Origin of the sequence: Vitreimonas sp. (assembly GCF_036392335.1) — a bacterium.
In the GTDB taxonomy this organism is placed as follows: Bacteria; Pseudomonadota; Alphaproteobacteria; order Caulobacterales; family Aquidulcibacteraceae; genus Vitreimonas.
In genome coordinates this window covers 103,018-119,689 of the sequence record NZ_DASVYD010000014.1, presented here as the reverse complement: position 1 = coordinate 119,689, position 16,672 = coordinate 103,018, and the positions used below count along the sequence as shown (strand labels likewise).

The following is a 16,672-nucleotide window of genomic DNA, read 5'->3' as shown; positions in this document are numbered from 1 at the left end:
CTGGTGCTGCTGCTTGGCTACCTCGTGATCATCGGCCTCTTCTTCTTTGTGAAGCGCATGATCTTCCGCGGCGGCGGCGGCCACTAGGTTCGGCCGCGCCGCGCTTCATACAAGGCGACAGCCGCGGCTGCGGAGACGTTCAAGCTTTCCATGACCGGCGCGATTGGAATGCGCGCGCGCTTCTCGCAGGCTTCGGCCACGCCGGGCCGAAGTCCCTTGCCTTCGGCGCCGAGCACCAGCGCCACGGGGCGCTTGTCGTTCAGCGCCTCCTCCAAACTCAATTCAGCTTCGCCTTCGAGCGCGACTGTAACATAGCCCAGCGACCTGAGGGTTTCGATCGCGCGGCCGAGGTTCACGGCGCGGACGTGCGGCACGAGTTCGATCGCGCCGGCGGCGGCTTTGGCGAGCACGCCGGTGAGCGGCGGCGATTTGCGATCCTGCAGCACGATGGCGCGCGCGCCGAAAGCGACGGCGGAGCGGAACGCAGCGCCGACATTTTGCGGATCGGTGACGCCGTCGAGCACGAGCACGCTGCGTCCGTCGGGCGGGGCGGCGGCGGCTTCGAGCGAAACTGGTTCGATGGGATGGGCGCGTACCGCGAGGCCCTGGTGCACTGCGCCGGGCGGGAGCATGCCGTCGATCGCGTCGGGATCGAGGATCTGCGGCTTGATGTGTTCGGGCAGGCGCGAGGCGGCGTTCTTGGTGGCGACGATGCGCTCGATCCGGCGCGCGGGATTGGCGATTGCCGCAAGCGAGGCGTGCACGCCCCAAACCCAGGACGGCCCGCCAAACTCCTCCTCGAACTGACGGCGCGGGAGTTTATCCTCGGGAATGCCGTGCGCGGGGCGTTGAGAGGGTGGGGGACGCTTATTCACGAGCAAACTTTCTCAGGACGCGGTCACCGCGTCAGCCATCCGAAGCTCGCGAGTGGGAGGCTTAGTCCTCCTTCGCCAAGGCTTCGGAGGATGGTGGAAGGGGCTGGATTCGAACCAGCGTACGCTCGCGCGGGCAGATTTACAGTCTGCTGCCATTAACCACTCGGCCACCCTTCCAGCCGGAGCGCGGCTTCTAGCGGGCATGTTTGCCGGGGGCAAGCAGGTTAGGTGCGACGGAACGGCGTCAGCCATCCAAAGCTCGTGCGTGGCTCGCACAGTCCTTCTTCGCCAAGGCTTCGGTGGACATCCTAAGCTCGCGGCGCGCGCGCAGGATGGAGCGGGTAGAGGGAATCGAACCCTCGTCTTCAGCTTGGAAGGCTGCGGCTCTACCATTGAGCTATACCCGCGAGCGGACCGCCAGATAGCGGGTTGGGGAGGTTTAGTCGAGCGGGCAGAGCTCGCGGCGGCTGAAGCTTTTTTCGGCGCCCGCGCCCGACGGTGACAAAACTGACACGCTGACATTGCCCGCGCCTCGGTTTCGCGAAATGGTGGAGGCGCTTGGGGGAGCGCAGGGGCGGGAGGCGGTTATGCCGCTTGCGGGTTTGATGCCTCGATTTTTTCTGGGACTTGGCGCGGCTGTTCTTGCCGCGTTCGGCGCCGCGGGCGCGTGGTCGCAATCAAACACCGCGCGGATGCCGCGCGAAATACGGTTCGGCGCGGTCGACATGGTGATCCAGCGCGTCGAGCTTGAAGTCTCGCGTGCGGAAATCCATGCCGCCGTGCAGGCGCAGCTTGATCGCGAGACCATGTGCTTTCCCTGGCCAAGCGTTTGGCTCGATCCGGCCGAACGGCGGCGCGTGTTTGTCGTGCGTTTCGATCTGATGACGCGCGACTGGGGCGTCGAGACCGCCGAAGCCGCGCGCACGCGCATGCAAGAATTCGTGGCGATGGGGCTGGTGACGCAGCGGGCGATGCCGCGCGTGGGCGCTGACGCCGTGGAGTTTCGCCTGACGCCGCTGGGCGACGCGCACTTGCAGGGCTCGCTTTCAAGCGGGCGGTTGTCGTTCTGCATGCCGTCTGGACGGCGCGTGCAAGAGATCACCGAGACGGAATTCGGCGATTTCGCCTGCGGCACGCTCAAGGTGCGGTTCACCCACGTGGCCGATGCCTGGCCAAATTGGGCCCGCACCGAGTTTGCGCAAACGCGCATTGCCGAAACCTGGGCGCCGCTGGGAAGCTCGGCGCCGGGCTCCGTATCGATGAGTCGACAATGGTTCTCCGACGATCCGCCGGACGGGCGCGGCAACGGCGAATTGCGCTCGCTGTGCTATGATTCCAGGGAGCGCGCCGTAAGCGGCGACGATATGGAACTCGCCGCCGCTACGCCGTGAAGACGGCTTAGTTCAAAACGAAGGTGACTTTCATGTTCACGCGCCATTCGGCGATCTTGCCGTTGTCGCACGTGACTTTGATGTCCTGAATCCAGGCGCCTTCGATGTTCTCTAGGGAATCGGACGCTTTCGACAAGCCGGATTCGATGGCGTCCTGTAGGCCCTTCTTCGAGCCGGACGTGACTTCAATAACTTTCGCGACGGCCATGGTTCTGCTCCTTTGAGCCCCCCGGCGCGAAGAGCCTAGGCCCGCTGTGGGGCGATGTCAGCAGAGCTGCGACGTGCGCCGGCGCCCACGCCAAGCGAGGCTTGGCGCGGCGCGAGAACATGGAGAGACGCGGACGCCCGCGCTCAGGACGTGTCGGCGGACGTGATTGCGTGGAGGATCGCAGGCGGCAGAACGCAGGGCGCATATTCGCGCGCCGGCGCGATCGCGAACATGCGCGAGAGATTGCGCTTGAGGCGCGGCGTCAGCGCGGCGGCGCTGTCCCCGATATGAGCCAGCGCATGTACGAGTGTGGCGAGCCACACACGCAAATTGGCGTGGCGCAGCGATTTGCGGAAGGCTGAGCCCATCAAGGCGCGCAAGATGCGGCCCGGGCTCGGGGGTTTGCGACCGGTGAAGCGCATGGTCTGGCTTTTGGATCGCAGATGGAGGTTCCGCGTAGCGCGCAGAAATATGAGCTGCGCGACAAAGATCGTGAGGGCGTGCAAATGCCGACGCGCGACGATCTGCAAGTCGCGGCTGTGCGCCAGCAGCACCTCCTGCTCCAGCAAGACGCTCCAAACCAAAATCAGAGCGCGGCGCGCCCAGGTGACGAACCTGGCGAGTGTGAACGCTCGGATTGGGGTTGGAGGGAGGGCTGGCTTCATGCGCCCCAGTATCGGCTCTGCCTGGACCGGTTGAATTGAAACGGCGGCCAGCCATGGAACGTCCGGCAATTCGCCAGCTTCGGCGCTGGATTAGCGTGGCGAACCCCTCATTCCGGGTTCCTGGTTGACGACATATAGCTCTGCAGTTATGAGTGGCTCATAGCTGGTGAGTTATGAATCGGACCGACCACGACATCCTGTTTCGCACCCTCGCCGACCCGACCCGCCGGGCGTTGTTTGAGCGCTTGTGTCGGGACGGAGAACAGAGTGTGGGGGCGCTCACAGCACAGGCGGGCGTTTCGCAGCCGGCCGTGTCCAAGCATTTGGGCGTGCTCAAGCAAGCTGGTCTGGTGCGCGACCGGCATGAGGGTCGTCAGACGCATTACAGCGCGACCCCCGCAGCGCTCGCGCCGCTGGTCGATTGGACCCGCGAAATGGCCGGCTTCTGGGAAGGCCGCTTCGATCAACTCGATAATTTGCTCAAGAGGATGGACCAATGAGCGAGACAAAAACCGTCACCATCGAGCGCGAGTTCGCGCATCCGCCCGAGAAGCTGTGGCGCGCGCTGACGCAGCCGCATTTGATCTCCGAATGGCTGATGAAGAACGACTTCAAGCTTGAACTCGGCCACCGCTTCACGCTGCGTGGCGAGTGGGGCGGAGTGCTGGATTGCGAAGTGCTGGAGATCGAGCCGCACAAGACGCTCGCCTATACGTGGAATTTCGAACACGAGGACGCCGCTTACGCGCTGCAAAGCACGGTGACGTTTACGCTCACGCCGACGCGCACGGGCACGCATCTGCGTATGGAGCAGGCGGGGTTCCGTTCAGATCAGAAGCAAGCCTTTGGCGGCGCGCATGCCGGCTGGAAGCAATTCTTCGACAAGCTCGACGGCGTTCTGGCGCAAGCGGAGTAGGGCGATGAGCAAATGGATTCGACAATTTCACCGTTGGGTGTCGATCGCGTTCACGCTGGGCGTGATCGTCAATACGGTCGTCATTTTCACGAGCGACGGTGAGCCGGCGTACTGGATCTATCTGCTGGCGCTGATCCCACTCTTCCTGCTGTTGTTTAGCGGGCTCTATCTGTTTGCCCTGCCCTATGTCGCCAAATTGCGGCGCGTGAGCGGCTAGGAGCACGCACGCGATGGCGAAGACCAAGAAGACCGCGAAGAAGAAAGCCGCGACGCCGCGTAAAATTGCCGCGAAGAAGTCACCCGCGCCCAAGCTGCTTTCTGGCGGCAATCCTCAGATCGCCAAAGGCTATGGCGACGAGCCTGTGCAGGCGTACATCGCGGCGATGCCGGGCTGGAAGAGTGCGGTCGGCAAACGGATCGATGCGCTGATCGTGCGGGCGTTGCCGGGCGTGAAGAAGGCGGTGAAGTGGAATTCGCCGTTCTATGGCGTGGAGGAGGGGCGTTGGTTTTTGAGCCTGCACGTGTTTACGCGCTACGTGAAAATCGCCTTCTTTGACGGCGCATCGCTTGATCCCATGCCGCCAGGCGCGTCGAAGCAGAAGAAGGTGCGCTATCTCGACATCCACGAAGGCGACGAATTGGACGAGAAGCAATTCATTGCGTGGGTCAAGCAGGCCGGCAAATTGCCCGGCGAGCGGATGTGACCGTGATAAACAAAAAAGGGCCGCTGCGACAGCGGCCCTTTCCAGTGGCGCTTAGGGCGTCACGCGGATGCCGACGAGGAGACTCGCTGGCGCGCCGGCGAAGCCGTTGACTGGTTCATAGGTTTCGTCGAGCACATTGTCGGCGGCGATGTAGAGCTTCACCTCGTCATTGACGGCCCACGCGGCGGACGCACGTAAGATGTCATAAGATTCGACTTCGGCCGTGCCGGCCCAGAACCCGAAATCATCGTACGTCGTGTCCAGGCGCGAACCGATCTGGCGCCAGGAGATTTGACCGCTGAAGGCGCCGCGCTCGGCGGCGAGCGTTGCACTCCAGGACTCCTCCGGGCGACGCGCCAGTGCAACGCCGGTGGCGGCGTTGACCGCGTCGGTGTTGGCGTAGCTTGCGCGCGCGGTGAGCCAATCGGTCGGACGCAACGCGATGCGCGCTTCGGCGTACGCGATCTCGGCGCGGTCGACATTGCCGTAGGCAAAGCCGGCGAAGCCGATTAGATCCTCGATCTCGCTCGCGCGATAGAGCGCGCCGAGTTCGAGCCCCTCCGTTTGGCCGAACAGCGCAAAGCGCGCGTCGCCGCCGATTTCCCAAGTCTCGGCGCGCTCCGGATCAAGCGCCGCGTTGCCGTAGAAGGGCACGAAGCGTTCGAACAAGGACGGGGCGCGATAAGATGTGCCGTAGGATGCATAGAGGCGCGCGGCCTCGCCGATCGGATAGGCCGCGCCGGCGCGCCAGGTGAATTCTTCGCCGAAGCCGTCGAAATCATCTTGGCGAATAGCGGCAGTGACATCGAGCGGACCGAGCACGCCTTGGGTGGCGATATAAGCGCCCCAATGCTCCTGCTCGCCAGTGACGGGTGAGCCGAAGCTGACGGCTTCGATGTTCTCGTCCTCATTTTGCGCGCCGAGCAACAATGTCCATTCCGGCGTGATCGACCAGGTGGCGGAGAAGTCCGCGAAGTCGCGATCGCCATGATATTCGTCGCCAGCGACGCCGAAATCAGATGAAACGCGATCGGTTTCGAGCGCGCCGCCACTCAAGCGCAGCGACAGCGCGTCGCTCAGCGCCCAGCTCGCGCCGAGACGCCAAAGCGCGGTGTCGCTTTGGATTTCTGACCCTGGGTTTTCGGCGATATTGCCGAAGATGCCTGGATCATAATCGACGCGGGCTTCGCGCTGGCGCAGCAAGAGATCGACCGCGAGTGAATCCGTCAGCGCGTAATCGAACACGCCCGTCAGCGTGGTGATGTCGGCGCCGTCCTTTTCACCATCATGCGTGGCGATGCGTTCGGGGACGATGTCGTACCCCTCGCTGGTGTAGCCCTCGGCGTTCAACGCATAGCGGAAGCGGTCAAGCGTGCCGTCGGCGCCGGCATTGGCGGTCAGCGTATCAAAGGAGCCGCCGGCGATTTCGAGGCGCGGATTGAGCGCGCCCTCGCCGCCGCGACGCGGCAGTATGTTTACGACGCCGCCGAGTGCGCCCGAGCCGTAGAGCGCGCTGAGCGGGCCCTGCACGATCTCGATGCTGCGCGCGTCGCCCAGCGTATCCTGGCCGGCGTCGAACACGCTTTCGGGCGTGGAGGGATCGTCGATGCGCACGCCATCGAACAGAACCAAGGTGTGGTTCGATTCAAAGCCGCCGCTGAAGATCGATGTCTGTTGCCCGATCGGGCCGCTACGCGGGACTTGAAGTCCGGGCACGTCGGCCAGCGCTTGATCGAGCGAGATATCGCCGCGGACGCGGGCGTCGTCCACATCGATGACGACGGCGGCCGCCGGGAGGTTTTCGATCGCGATCGGCGCGGGGGCGCCGGTGACGACGATGAGGTCGTCGCTCTCCTGGGCGAAGGCGGGCTGGGCGGCGAGCGAGGCGGCCGCCAACAGGGCGGCCTTGGTGAGATAAAGGCGCATAGGTGCGTCCCCTTTTTGCAGACACGCCTCGTCCCCAAGGGCGCGTCGAACAGCGACAAGCGGGGCGCGGATCACGCGCGGGGCCGCCCGCGTCGCTGCTGCGGAGACTTCCGGTTCGACGGCTGATCCCGGCCGGGCGAACGAGCGACGTGCGGCGGCAGGTCTCCTGGCTCGCGGGTCTTTGCGGGTTCGCCGCCTTCCCAGCCCAAATGAGGCCAGTGGCGTTGGGCGAACCGCTCGCCGCTTACAGTTGCGGGCACAGCCATGGATTTGGGGGAGGCCCCCGCACCACGTTCCCTCTTAGCGTCCCCTGCGGGACGACCATCGCGTGTGCAGCAATAACCGCGATAGAACGGCGCGCCAAGACGTTAGAGGGCTTGACGCCTGTGGTGATGCGGCTAAAGACGCGCACCTTACGCGCGCGCTTTGGCTGGGCCTTAGCGCCCATCAGCATTTTGGACGCCGGAGAGACAGGACCTCACAATGGCCAAGGAAAAGTTTGAGCGGACTAAGCCGCACTGCAACATCGGTACGATTGGCCACGTCGATCACGGCAAGACGACGCTGACGGCCGCCATCACGATGGTTCTGGCCAAGAAGGGCGGCGCCAAGGCTATGGCGTACGCTGATATCGACGCCGCCCCGGAAGAGAAGGCCCGCGGCATCACCATCAACACCGCGCACGTCGAATACGAGACGGCCGACCGTCACTACGCGCACGTCGATTGCCCCGGCCACGCTGACTACGTGAAGAACATGATCACCGGCGCCGCCCAGATGGACGGCGCGATCCTGGTCGTGTCCGCCGCCGACGGCCCGATGCCGCAAACGCGTGAGCACATCCTGCTCGCCCGTCAGGTCGGCGTGCCGGCCCTGGTGGTGTTCATGAACAAAGTCGACATGGTCGATGACCCGGAACTGCTCGACCTCGTCGAAATGGAAGTCCGCGAACTGCTGTCGTCCTACGAATTCCCGGGCGACGACATTCCGATCGTGAAGGGCTCGGCCCTGGCCGCGGTTGAAGGCCGTGACGCCCCGATCGGCGAAGACGCCATCATGGCGCTCATGACCGCCGTCGACACCTATATCCCGCAGCCGGAGCGTCCGATCGACCAGCCGTTCCTGATGCCGGTTGAAGACGTGTTCTCGATCTCGGGCCGCGGCACGGTCGTGACGGGCCGCGTCGAGAAGGGCATTGTGAAGGTCGGCGACGAAATCGAAATCATCGGCATTCGTCCGACGACCAAGACGACCTGCACCGGCGTCGAAATGTTCCGCAAGCTGCTCGATCAGGGCCAAGCCGGCGACAATATCGGCGCGCTGCTGCGCGGCGTCGACCGTGAAGGCGTTGAGCGCGGCCAGGTTCTGGCCAAGCCGGGCTCGATCACGCCGCACAAGAAGTTCGAAGCCGAAATCTACGTGCTGACGAAGGAAGAAGGCGGCCGTCACACGCCGTTCTTCACCAACTACCGTCCGCAATTCTATTTCCGCACGACCGACGTGACCGGCATCGTTCAGTTGCCGGGCGGCGTCGAAATGGTCATGCCGGGCGACAACGTGAAGATCTCGGTTGAGCTGATCACCCCGATCGCCATGGACCAAGGCCTCCGCTTCGCCATCCGCGAAGGCGGCCGCACGGTCGGCTCGGGCGTCGTGGCCAAGATCGTCGAGTAATTTTCTCTTCAGGGGAAAAACGGAAGGGCCGCTCTTCGGAGCGGCCCTTTTGCTTTGGGACTTGCATCCGAGCCCCCTCCTGGGCGCATCTGGAGAGCAAAGGCGCCCGCGCTGGCGCGCGAGGGAGAAGCTGATGGAGCGGTTCGTTTTTGTCGCGGCGATCGTGATCGCGGTGATTTTCGGCATCAAAGCGCTGGTCGGCGACGGCGATTATGGCATCCACATCGGCGAGGGCATGGGAACCGCCGAGATCGTCTCCACGGAGCCGGGGCGGCTTGAGCCGCAGACCTTCGCCGGCCAGACGCTGCGGGTCCGCCATCTGGTCGGGCGGGTCGTGGTCACGCCGGAGGACCGGAGCGACTTCTTGATCGAGATCGCAAGCCCGGGCGGCGTGCCCATGCCGACGGTGGAGGCGGAAGGCGATGTCGTGACGATTGATGGCCGCCTGCGCGGACGCATTCGCAGCTGCCAGGATGACGGCACGGCGACACTGGATGGTTACGACCCCATCACCTCCGACAATTTGCCGACGGTGACGATCCGGGCGCCGCGGGCGCTGGTGATGGATCGCGGCGGCGCGGGGACAACTGAGATCGCCGCCGCCGAGAGCGTGAATCTCGACATGCTGGGCTGCGGCGCGGCGACGATCGGGGAGGTGGCCGGCGCGCTTGAACTCGACATGGCGGGCGCGGGCCAGGTCAATGCCGGGGGCGCTCAGACTTTGAATGTGAATTCGGTGGGCGCGGGCGACATTAACGTCGGCGCGGTACGCGAGTATGCGCAAATCAATCTGGGCGGGGCGGGCGATGTGACCATCGCCTCGCTGACTGGGCAGCTGAATGTCGATTCTGTCGGCGCCGGTGAGATCGTCGTGCAAGGCGGCGCCGTGACAGTGGCGGAGATCGATACGGCTGGCGCCGGCGGCGTCGAGATCGCGGCGCCCGTGCAAACGCTGAACGTCTCTATGGTGGGGTCTGGCGATGTCGACGTCGCCAACACGGTGGGCGATATTGACGCGGATATTGCAGGTGTTGGCACGGTTTCGGCGCGTGCGGTGACCGGCACAATAACCAAGAATGTGGTGGGGCCGGGAGACGTGCGCGTGGGCGAGTGACAGAAGCGCAAAACGCGCCTTGACGCCCCCGATTCACCTCTGTAGGACACCCCCCTTCGAGCCGGCCGTAAGCACTCGTGCTTAGACGCGGTTCGCAAGCTTCGCGGCGCCAGCCCACAGCCTGAATGGCTATTTGGGAATGCGCGGGGTCAACGCCCCGCCTCGGCAGCGTTTTTTGCGATCCATACGTCTTCGAGCGCCGTCCGGTTCGGGCGGCGTTTTTCTCGTCGGCGGGCCGAAGCAGGCGCGCCGTCGTGTTTTGCGTCCGGCGAGATGTTGGGCGCATTCGGGAATTCTGGTGATGATGCAGCAAAATATCCGGATCAGGCTGAAAGCCTTCGATCACCGCACGCTCGATCTTTCCGCGAAGGAGATCGTGTCGACGGCGAAGCGCACCGGCGCGACGGTCATCGGCCCGGTGCCGCTCCCCACGCGCATTGAAAAGTTCACCGTGAACCGCTCGCCTCACGTCGATAAGAAGAGCCGCGAGCAATTTGAGATCCGCACGTTCAAGCGCGTGCTGGATATCGTCCAACCGACGCCGCAGACGGTCGATGCGCTGATGAAGCTCGACCTCTCCGCTGGCGTTGACGTCCAAATCCAAGTGCTGGGTTGATAGCGATGGCTCAAGAGCAATCCCGTCGCACTGGCGTCATCGCGCGCAAAGTCGGCATGATGCGCGTCTTCGGTGAAGACGGCGCGCATACGCCGGTCACCGTGCTCGATCTCGCCGGCTGCCAAGTCGTCGCCCGCCGTACGGTTGGCGCCGAAGAGTTCAAGAATTCCGCCGGTGAAGCCGTTGCGCTGAAGCCGAAGAAGTCGCGCAAGAATGAGAAGCGCGAAGCTCCGGCGCGCGAGCCGAAAGGCGATGGCTACAACGCCGTTGTGCTCGGCGCTGGCGCCGCCAAGGCGAAGCGCGCGACGCAAGCCGAGCGCGGTCAATTCGCGCGCGCGAAAGTAGAGCCGAAAGCGATCGTGCGCGAGTTCCGCGTCTCCGAGGACAACCTTCTGCCGGTCGGCGCCGAAATTAGCGCCGACCATTTTGTTGTCGGCCAGAAGGTCGACATCTCGGGCATTACGATCGGTAAGGGTTTCGCCGGCGCGATGAAGCGCTGGAATTTCGGCGGTCTGCGCGCCACGCACGGCGTCTCGGTTTCGCACCGTTCGCATGGTTCGACGGGCCAGCGTCAGGATCCGGGCAAGGTCTTCAAGGGTAAGAAGATGGCCGGCCACCTGGGCGACGAACGCGTCACGACTCAAAATCTGCAGATCGTCCGCATCGATACCGATCGCGGGCTTTTGTTTGTCCGTGGTTCTGTGCCGGGCGCCGAGGGCGGCTGGGTGGAAGTGCGCGACGCCGCGAAGGCGGCCCTTCCGAAGGAAGCGCCGAAGCCTGCTGGCGTTCGCCAAGCGCAAGCCGCGGCTGAGTGAGGGCGGACATGAAACTCGACGTTCAAACTCTCGACGCCAAGAAGGCCGGCTCCGTCGATCTCGACGACGCGATCTTCGGCATCAAGGAAGTCCGTGGCGACATCCTGCAGCGCATGGTGAAGTACCAACTCGCCAAGCGCCGCGCCGGCACGCACAAGACGCAATCGCGCGGTGAAGTGTCGGTCACGCACTCCAAGCTCTATAAGCAAAAGGGCACGGGCGGCGCGCGTCACGGCTCGAAGAACGCGCCGATCTTCCGCGGCGGTGGTCACGCCCACAATCGTCTGCCGCGTGATTATACGCACGATCTGACGAAGAAGTTCCGTGCGCTGGCGCTGCGCCATGCGTTGTCGTCGAAGGTCAATTCGGGCGACCTCGTCGTGATCGACACGATCGCGGTGAAAGAGCCGAAGACGGCGGCGCTGAAGAAGCAGCTCGCGGCCCTGAAGCTTGAAAAGGCGCTCATCATCGGCGGCGCCGAGGTGGATCAAAACTTCGCCCGCGCGGCGGCCAACATCCCGCATGTGGATGTGCTGCCGAACGCTGGCCTGAACGTTTACGACATCCTGCGCGCCGACAAGCTGGTGCTCACGCAGGACGCTGTGAACGCGATCCACGAGCGCTTCAAGAAAACCGAAGCTAAGGGAGCTGCGGCATGAGCGCGCTCAACAAGCATTACGACACCATCATCGCGCCGGTGATCACCGAGAAGGCCACGGTTCTGTCTGAACAGAACAAGGTTGTCTTCCGCGTGCCGCTCAGCGCGACCAAGAAAGACATCAAGGAAGCCGTTGAAAAACTGTTCAACGTCAAAGTGGGCGCGGTGAACACCATCGTCCGCAAAGGCAAGACCAAGTTTTTCCGTGGCGTCCCGGGCAAGCGTAGCGACCACAAGAACGCGGTCGTCACCCTGCTCGACGGTTATTCCATCGACGTGACGACGGGGCTCTGAGATGGCGCTTAAGACATTCAACCCGACCTCGCCGGGTCGCCGCCAGCTCGTGATCGTCGATCGCGGTGAGCTGCACAAAGGTAAGCCGGTCAAGGCGCTGACCGAAGGCCTGACCAAGTCCGGCGGCCGCAACAATGCCGGCCGCGTCACGGCGTTCCGTCACGGCGGCGGTCACAAGCGTACGTACCGGAAGATCGACTTCAAGCGCCGCAAGTGGGGCGTGGAAGCGACGGTCGAGCGGCTCGAGTACGATCCCAACCGCACCGCCTTCATCGCGTTGATCAAGTACGCTGACGGCGAGCTGGCCTACATCATCGCGCCGCAACGCCTGAAGGTTGGCGACACGGTCGTTGCTGGCGAGAAGGTCGACGTGAAGCCGGGCAATGCGATGCCGCTGAAGGCCATCCCGGTCGGCACGATCGTTCACAATATCGAGCTGAAGCCGCTCAAGGGCGCGCAAATGGCGCGCTCGGCCGGCACCTACGCTCAAGTCGTGGGCCGTGACGCGGGCTATGCCCAGATCCGCATGGCCTCGGGCGAAGTGCGCATGGTGCAGGACGTTTGCATGGCCACGATTGGCGCCGTGTCGAACCCCGACAACATGAACGAAGTCTGGGGCAAGGCCGGCCGCTCGAAGTGGCTCGGGCGCAAGCCGACGGTTCGTGGCGTCGCCATGAACCCGGTCGATCACCCGCACGGCGGCGGCGAAGGCAAGACCTCCGGCGGCCGTCACCCCGTTACGCCGTGGGGCAAGAAGACCCGCGGTCCGAAGACCCGCAAGACCAAGCCGTCGGATCGTCTGATCGTCCGTCGCCGTCACTCGAAGAAAGTGAGCTAACGAGATGCCGCGTTCAGTTTGGAAAGGCCCGTTCGTCGACGGTTATCTGCTCGCGAAGGCCGAGAAGGCTGCCGCCGGCGGCCGTCGTGAGCAGATCAAGACCTGGTCGCGCCGCTCCACCATCATGCCGCAATTCGTCGGCCTCACCTTCCAAGTTCACAACGGCAAGCAATTCACGCCGGTGCTGGTGAGTGAGGACATGGTCGGCCACAAGCTCGGCGAATTCGCGCCGACGCGGAACTATTTCGGCCACGGCGCCGATAAGAAGGCCAAGAGGAAGTAAGATGAGCAAGCCCAAGGCTCCTCCGAAGCAGGCCTCGAACGAGTCGCGCGCAGTTCTGCGCACGCTTCGTATCAGCCCGCAAAAGCTCAATCTGGTCGCGCAGTCGATCCGTGGTCTGAGCGCTGAGAAGGCGGTGAACGAACTGCGTTTCTCGCAAAAGCGCATCGCCAAGGACGTGCTGAAGTGCCTGAAATCGGCAATCGACAACGCTGAAAACAATCACGGCCTCGATGTCGACGGTCTCGTGGTCGCCCAGGCGCATGTCGGCAAGAACATCACCATGAAGCGTATGCACGCCCGCGCTCGCGGCCGCGGCGTCCGCATCGAAAAGATGTTCTCCCAACTCACCATCGTGCTTCGTGACACCACGAAGCAGCCCGAAACCGCTGAGGCCGCGTAATGGGTCAGAAAGTCAATCCGATCGGTCTGCGCCTCGGCGTCAACCGCACGTGGGATTCGCGTTGGTACGCCAACACGAAGGACTACGCGCGCCTGCTGCACGAAGACCTCAAGATCCGCCAGTTCGTCCGCGAAAAGCTGAAGGCGGCCGGTATCTCGAAGATCATCATCGAGCGCCCGCTGAAGAAGTGCCGCGTCACCGTTCACACCGCCAAGCCGGGCGTCGTGATCGGCAAGAAGGGCGCCGACATCGAAAAGCTCCGCAAGGAGCTCTCGAAGATGGCGCCGGGCGCGGAGGTTCACCTGAACCTCGTCGAAGTCCGCAAGCCGGAGACCGATGCGAACCTGGTCGCTGAAGGCGTGGCCCAACAACTCGAGCGCCGTGTTGCGTTCCGCCGCGCCATGAAGCGCGCGATGCAATCGGCCATGCGCTTGGGCGCGCAAGGCATTCGTATCAATGTTTCGGGCCGTCTGGGCGGCGCGGAAATCGCGCGCATGGAATGGTACCGTGAAGGCCGCGTGCCGCTGCACACGCTGCGCGCCGATGTCGATTACGGTTTCACCGAAGCCGACACGGCCTACGGCAAGATCGGCGTGAAGGTTTGGATCTTCAAAGGCGAGATCCTCGAGCACGATCCGATGGCGCAAGACAAGCGCGCCCTGGAAACCGGCGAAAGCCGTGAGCGTCGTGATCGTGATGACCGCGGCCCGCGTGCGCCGCGTGAAGATCGTCCGGGCGCCGATCGCCCGCGTCGCGGCCGTCGTCCGCCGCGCGGCGGCGAAGACGCCGCTTCGGATTCGGAAGGCTAACCCGTCATGATGCAGCCTAAGAAAACCAAGTTCCGCCGCGCCCACAAGGGCCGGATCAAAGGGAACACCAAGGGCGGCGCCGCTCTCAACTTTGGCCAATTCGGCCTGAAGGCGCTTGAGCCGAACCGCGTGAATGCGCGCGAGATCGAAGCGGCCCGCCGCGCGATCACGCGTGAGATGAAGCGCCAAGGCCGCGTTTGGATCCGCATCTTCCCGGACGTGCCGGTGTCGAAGAAGCCGGTCGAAGTCCGAATGGGTTCGGGTAAGGGTGCGCCGGAATTCTGGGCCGCGCGCGTCGCGCCTGGCCGGATCATGTTCGAAATCGACGGCGTGCCGGAAGCGGTCGCCCGTGAATCGCTGCGCCTGGGCGCGGCGAAGCTTTCGGTTCGCACGAAGATCGTCGCGCGGATGGAGGGTCTCTAATGGCTGACGCCGATATCAAATCCGTCCGTGAGATGGACTCCGCCCGTCTGAAGGAAGAGCTGGGCAAGCTGAAGAAGGAGCAGTTCAACCTGCGCTTCCAGCAAGCCACGGGTCAGCTCGAAAAGGTTTCGCGTATGCGCGAAGTTCGCCGTGCGATCGCGCGCGTGCAAACCGTGCTGCGTGAGAAGTCACCGAAAGCGAAAGTTTAAGCCATGCCACGTCGCGTGATGCAGGGAACGATTGTGAGCGACAAGGGCGACAAGACTGTCGTCGTGCAGGTGGAACGCACCTATCTGCACCCGCTTCTCAAGAAGACGGTTCGTCGTTCGGCGAAGTTCCACGCCCATGACGAAGCCAACGCCTACAAGGCTGGTGAAGTCGTCACCATTCAAGAATGCCCGCCCAAGTCCAAGCTTAAGCGCTGGGAAGTGGTCGGCCGCGTCGGAGCGTAAGCCATGATCCAGATGCAAACCAATCTGGACGTCGCCGACAACAGCGGCGCCAAGCGCGTGATGTGCATCAAGGTGCTGGGCGGCTCCAAGCGCCGTTACGCCACCGTGGGCGACATCATCGTCGTGTCCGTGAAGGAAGCGATGCCGCGCGGCCGGGTCAAGAAGGGCGATGTGCGTAAGGCGATCGTCGTGCGGGTGTCGAAGGACATCAAGCGCAAGGATGGCTCGACCATTCGCTTCGACTCGAACGCCGCGGTGCTGATCAACAACCAAGGCGAGCCGATCGGCACGCGTATCTTCGGACCGGTGCCGCGCGAGCTGCGCGCGAAGAACCAGATGAAGATCATCTCGCTCGCCCCGGAGGTGCTCTAATGGCCGCTCGTATTAAGAAGGACGACACCGTCGTCGTGCTCGCCGGCAAGGACAAGGGCCGCACCGGCAAGGTGTTGAAGGTTCTTACCGAAGAGAACCGTGTCGTTGTCGAGGGCGTGAACATGGCCAAGCGCCATACCGCGCCGAGCGTTGCGCATCCCCAAGGCGGCGTGATCGCCAAGGAAGCGCCGCTTCACATTTCGAACGTCGCGCTGCGCGACCCGCAAACGGGCAAGGCGACGCGCGTTGGTTTCAAGTTCGTGGGCGAGGGCGCCCAGCGCCGCAAAGTCCGCGTCGCGAAGGGTTCTGGAGTGCAGATCGATGTCTGAGGCTTACGAGCCGCGGCTGAAGACTCGTTACAAGAACGAGATCAAGAAGAGCCTGCGCGAACAGTTCAACTACACGAACGAGATGCAGATCCCGCGTCTCGACAAGATCGTGATCAATATGGGCGTTGGCGAAGCCACGGCCGATTCGAAGAAGCTCACTTCGGCGATCCAAGCGCTGACGGCGATCTCGGGTCAAAAGCCGGTGCCGACCAAGGCGCGCAAATCGATCGCGGCGTTCAAGCTTCGTGAAGGCATGAATGTCGGCGCGAAGGTCACGCTGCGCAAGGACCGCATGTACGAGTTCCTCGACCGCCTGGTGACGATTGCGTTGCCGCGCGTGAAGGACTTCCGCGGCCTGAACGGCAAGAGCTTCGACGGCCGCGGCAATTACGCCATGGGCGTCAAGGAACACATCGTGTTCCCGGAAATCAACTACGACCAGATCGACCAAATCTGGGGCATGGACATCATCGTCTGCACCACCGCGCGCACCGATGCCGAGGCCAAGGCCCTGCTGAAAGAATTCGATTTCCCGTTCCGGAACTGATCGGCGCGAGCTGATCCACCCCAGAACGCATCGGGAGAGAGTGAAAGAGTATGGCGAAGACAAGCTCTATCGAACGCAACAAGAAGCGTGAACGCTTGGCGAAAAAGTACGCCGCGCGCCGCGCCAAGCTGCGTGCGGCCGCGCTGAACGAAGACCTTCCTCTGGAAGAACGCTTCGACGCGCGTCTGAAGCTGGCGCAGCTGCCGCGCAATTCCGCGCCGTCGCGCGTGCGCAATCGTTGCGAACTGACGGGCCGTCCGCGTGCGTTCTACCGCAAGCTGAAACTGTCGCGTATCGCGCTCCGTGAGCTGGCCTCGAGCGGCCAGATCCCGGGCATGGTCAAGTCGAGCTGGTAAGGGGAGG

Annotated in this window: 26 protein-coding genes, 2 tRNA genes and 1 riboswitch; of the genes, 22 read left to right on the top strand and 6 right to left on the bottom strand. The window is 63.7% G+C overall.

The window, feature by feature from the left end:
• Nucleotides 1-83: 83 nt before the first annotated feature.
• The 3 genes from VF769_RS02735 to VF769_RS02725 form a co-directional block, all read right to left on the bottom strand.
• Entirely contained in the window at nucleotides 84-875 is a 792-nt protein-coding gene (locus tag VF769_RS02735) for an RNA methyltransferase (RefSeq protein WP_331006829.1), read from the bottom strand.
• Nucleotides 876-966: 91 nt separating this feature from the next.
• Nucleotides 967-1,052, bottom strand: a tRNA-Tyr gene (locus VF769_RS02730).
• A 156-nt stretch (nucleotides 1,053-1,208) separates the two neighbouring features.
• Nucleotides 1,209-1,282: transfer RNA gene (locus VF769_RS02725), tRNA-Gly, on the bottom strand.
• Between the two features lie 198 nt (nucleotides 1,283-1,480).
• On the opposite strand from VF769_RS02725, the gene VF769_RS02720 reads away from it, so the two are divergent.
• Nucleotides 1,481-2,266, top strand: a complete 786-nt coding sequence (locus VF769_RS02720) for a hypothetical protein (protein WP_331006828.1) — start codon at nucleotides 1,481-1,483, stop codon at nucleotides 2,264-2,266.
• Nucleotides 2,267-2,273: 7 nt separating this feature from the next.
• Here VF769_RS02720 and VF769_RS02715 read toward each other — a convergent pair whose 3' ends face one another.
• Together VF769_RS02715 and VF769_RS02710 are read right to left on the bottom strand one after the other, a co-directional pair.
• A complete protein-coding gene (locus tag VF769_RS02715) occupies nucleotides 2,274-2,474 on the bottom strand; it encodes a dodecin family protein (RefSeq protein WP_331006827.1) in 201 nt (66 codons plus the stop codon).
• A gap of 143 nt (nucleotides 2,475-2,617) precedes the next feature.
• Nucleotides 2,618-3,139: a hypothetical protein gene (locus VF769_RS02710; RefSeq protein ID WP_331006826.1), complete on the bottom strand. Its 522-nt coding sequence runs from the start codon at nucleotides 3,137-3,139 to the stop codon at nucleotides 2,618-2,620.
• A gap of 173 nt (nucleotides 3,140-3,312) precedes the next feature.
• On the opposite strand from VF769_RS02710, the gene VF769_RS02705 reads away from it, so the two are divergent.
• From VF769_RS02705 to VF769_RS02690, 4 genes are read left to right on the top strand one after another with little or no spacing between them, the layout of a single operon-like run.
• Nucleotides 3,313-3,639, top strand: a complete 327-nt coding sequence (locus VF769_RS02705) for a metalloregulator ArsR/SmtB family transcription factor (protein ID WP_331006825.1) — start codon at nucleotides 3,313-3,315, stop codon at nucleotides 3,637-3,639.
• Entirely contained in the window at nucleotides 3,636-4,055 is a 420-nt protein-coding gene (locus tag VF769_RS02700; RefSeq protein ID WP_331006824.1) for an SRPBCC domain-containing protein, read from the top strand. The genes VF769_RS02705 and VF769_RS02700 overlap by 4 nt, the downstream gene beginning before the upstream one ends.
• Before the next feature lie 4 nt (nucleotides 4,056-4,059).
• On the top strand, nucleotides 4,060-4,272 hold the full coding sequence (locus tag VF769_RS02695; RefSeq protein WP_331006823.1) for a hypothetical protein: 213 nt from the start codon (nucleotides 4,060-4,062) through the stop codon (nucleotides 4,270-4,272).
• Nucleotides 4,273-4,285: 13 nt separating this feature from the next.
• The gene (locus VF769_RS02690; RefSeq protein ID WP_331006822.1) at nucleotides 4,286-4,759 is read left to right on the top strand and encodes a DUF1801 domain-containing protein; all 474 of its coding nucleotides are present in this window, start codon (nucleotides 4,286-4,288) and stop codon (nucleotides 4,757-4,759) included.
• A 51-nt stretch (nucleotides 4,760-4,810) separates the two neighbouring features.
• On the opposite strand, the gene VF769_RS02685 is transcribed toward VF769_RS02690, so the two are convergent.
• A complete protein-coding gene (locus VF769_RS02685) occupies nucleotides 4,811-6,685 on the bottom strand; it encodes a TonB-dependent receptor plug domain-containing protein (RefSeq protein WP_331006821.1) in 1,875 nt (624 codons plus the stop codon).
• Nucleotides 6,686-6,824: 139 nt separating this feature from the next.
• A riboswitch (cobalamin riboswitch) is annotated at nucleotides 6,825-7,026 on the bottom strand.
• Between the two features lie 142 nt (nucleotides 7,027-7,168).
• On the opposite strand from VF769_RS02685, the gene tuf reads away from it, so the two are divergent.
• The 17 genes from tuf to rpsN all read left to right on the top strand — a co-directional run bounded on the left by tuf (nucleotide 7,169) and on the right by rpsN (nucleotide 16,665).
• Nucleotides 7,169-8,359 (top strand): elongation factor Tu, encoded by a 1,191-nt coding sequence (gene tuf / locus VF769_RS02680; RefSeq protein ID WP_331006820.1) that lies wholly within the window; start codon nucleotides 7,169-7,171, stop codon nucleotides 8,357-8,359.
• A 133-nt stretch (nucleotides 8,360-8,492) separates the two neighbouring features.
• Nucleotides 8,493-9,473: a GIN domain-containing protein gene (locus tag VF769_RS02675; protein WP_331006819.1), complete on the top strand. Its 981-nt coding sequence runs from the start codon at nucleotides 8,493-8,495 to the stop codon at nucleotides 9,471-9,473.
• A gap of 301 nt (nucleotides 9,474-9,774) precedes the next feature.
• Nucleotides 9,775-10,089, top strand: coding sequence for a 30S ribosomal protein S10 (rpsJ, locus tag VF769_RS02670; protein ID WP_066774278.1), 315 nt, complete (start codon nucleotides 9,775-9,777; stop codon nucleotides 10,087-10,089).
• 5 nt (nucleotides 10,090-10,094) lie between these two features.
• On the top strand, nucleotides 10,095-10,904 hold the full coding sequence (rplC, locus tag VF769_RS02665; protein ID WP_331006818.1) for a 50S ribosomal protein L3: 810 nt from the start codon (nucleotides 10,095-10,097) through the stop codon (nucleotides 10,902-10,904).
• 8 nt (nucleotides 10,905-10,912) lie between these two features.
• Nucleotides 10,913-11,563 (top strand): 50S ribosomal protein L4, encoded by a 651-nt coding sequence (gene rplD, locus VF769_RS02660; RefSeq protein ID WP_331006817.1) that lies wholly within the window; start codon nucleotides 10,913-10,915, stop codon nucleotides 11,561-11,563.
• Nucleotides 11,560-11,856 carry a 50S ribosomal protein L23 gene (locus tag VF769_RS02655; protein WP_331006816.1) on the top strand — a complete coding sequence of 99 codons (297 nt, stop codon included), beginning with the start codon at nucleotides 11,560-11,562 and terminating at the stop codon, nucleotides 11,854-11,856. Before rplD ends, VF769_RS02655 begins: the two co-directional genes overlap by 4 nt.
• A gap of 1 nt (nucleotide 11,857) precedes the next feature.
• A complete protein-coding gene (gene rplB / locus VF769_RS02650; protein ID WP_331006815.1) occupies nucleotides 11,858-12,694 on the top strand; it encodes a 50S ribosomal protein L2 in 837 nt (278 codons plus the stop codon).
• Nucleotides 12,695-12,698: 4 nt separating this feature from the next.
• Entirely contained in the window at nucleotides 12,699-12,977 is a 279-nt protein-coding gene (gene rpsS / locus VF769_RS02645) for a 30S ribosomal protein S19 (RefSeq protein ID WP_331006814.1), read from the top strand.
• A 1-nt stretch (nucleotide 12,978) separates the two neighbouring features.
• Entirely contained in the window at nucleotides 12,979-13,377 is a 399-nt protein-coding gene (gene rplV / locus VF769_RS02640) for a 50S ribosomal protein L22 (RefSeq protein ID WP_331006813.1), read from the top strand.
• Entirely contained in the window at nucleotides 13,377-14,186 is an 810-nt protein-coding gene (gene rpsC, locus VF769_RS02635; protein WP_331006812.1) for a 30S ribosomal protein S3, read from the top strand. The genes rplV and rpsC overlap by 1 nt, the downstream gene beginning before the upstream one ends.
• Nucleotides 14,187-14,192: 6 nt before the next feature.
• Nucleotides 14,193-14,609 (top strand): 50S ribosomal protein L16, encoded by a 417-nt coding sequence (gene rplP / locus VF769_RS02630; protein WP_331006811.1) that lies wholly within the window; start codon nucleotides 14,193-14,195, stop codon nucleotides 14,607-14,609.
• On the top strand, nucleotides 14,609-14,818 hold the full coding sequence (gene rpmC / locus VF769_RS02625) for a 50S ribosomal protein L29 (RefSeq protein WP_331006810.1): 210 nt from the start codon (nucleotides 14,609-14,611) through the stop codon (nucleotides 14,816-14,818). The genes rplP and rpmC overlap by 1 nt, the downstream gene beginning before the upstream one ends.
• A 3-nt stretch (nucleotides 14,819-14,821) precedes the next feature.
• Nucleotides 14,822-15,061, top strand: coding sequence for a 30S ribosomal protein S17 (gene rpsQ, locus VF769_RS02620; protein WP_331006809.1), 240 nt, complete (start codon nucleotides 14,822-14,824; stop codon nucleotides 15,059-15,061).
• Between the two features lie 3 nt (nucleotides 15,062-15,064).
• The gene (gene rplN, locus VF769_RS02615; RefSeq protein ID WP_325061109.1) at nucleotides 15,065-15,433 is read left to right on the top strand and encodes a 50S ribosomal protein L14; all 369 of its coding nucleotides are present in this window, start codon (nucleotides 15,065-15,067) and stop codon (nucleotides 15,431-15,433) included.
• On the top strand, nucleotides 15,433-15,762 hold the full coding sequence (rplX, locus tag VF769_RS02610) for a 50S ribosomal protein L24 (protein ID WP_331006808.1): 330 nt from the start codon (nucleotides 15,433-15,435) through the stop codon (nucleotides 15,760-15,762). The genes rplN and rplX overlap by 1 nt, the downstream gene beginning before the upstream one ends.
• Entirely contained in the window at nucleotides 15,755-16,309 is a 555-nt protein-coding gene (gene rplE, locus VF769_RS02605) for a 50S ribosomal protein L5 (RefSeq protein ID WP_331006807.1), read from the top strand. Before rplX ends, rplE begins: the two co-directional genes overlap by 8 nt.
• 50 nt (nucleotides 16,310-16,359) lie before the next feature.
• Nucleotides 16,360-16,665 (top strand): 30S ribosomal protein S14, encoded by a 306-nt coding sequence (gene rpsN, locus VF769_RS02600; protein ID WP_331006806.1) that lies wholly within the window; start codon nucleotides 16,360-16,362, stop codon nucleotides 16,663-16,665.
• Nucleotides 16,666-16,672 lie beyond the last annotated feature (7 nt).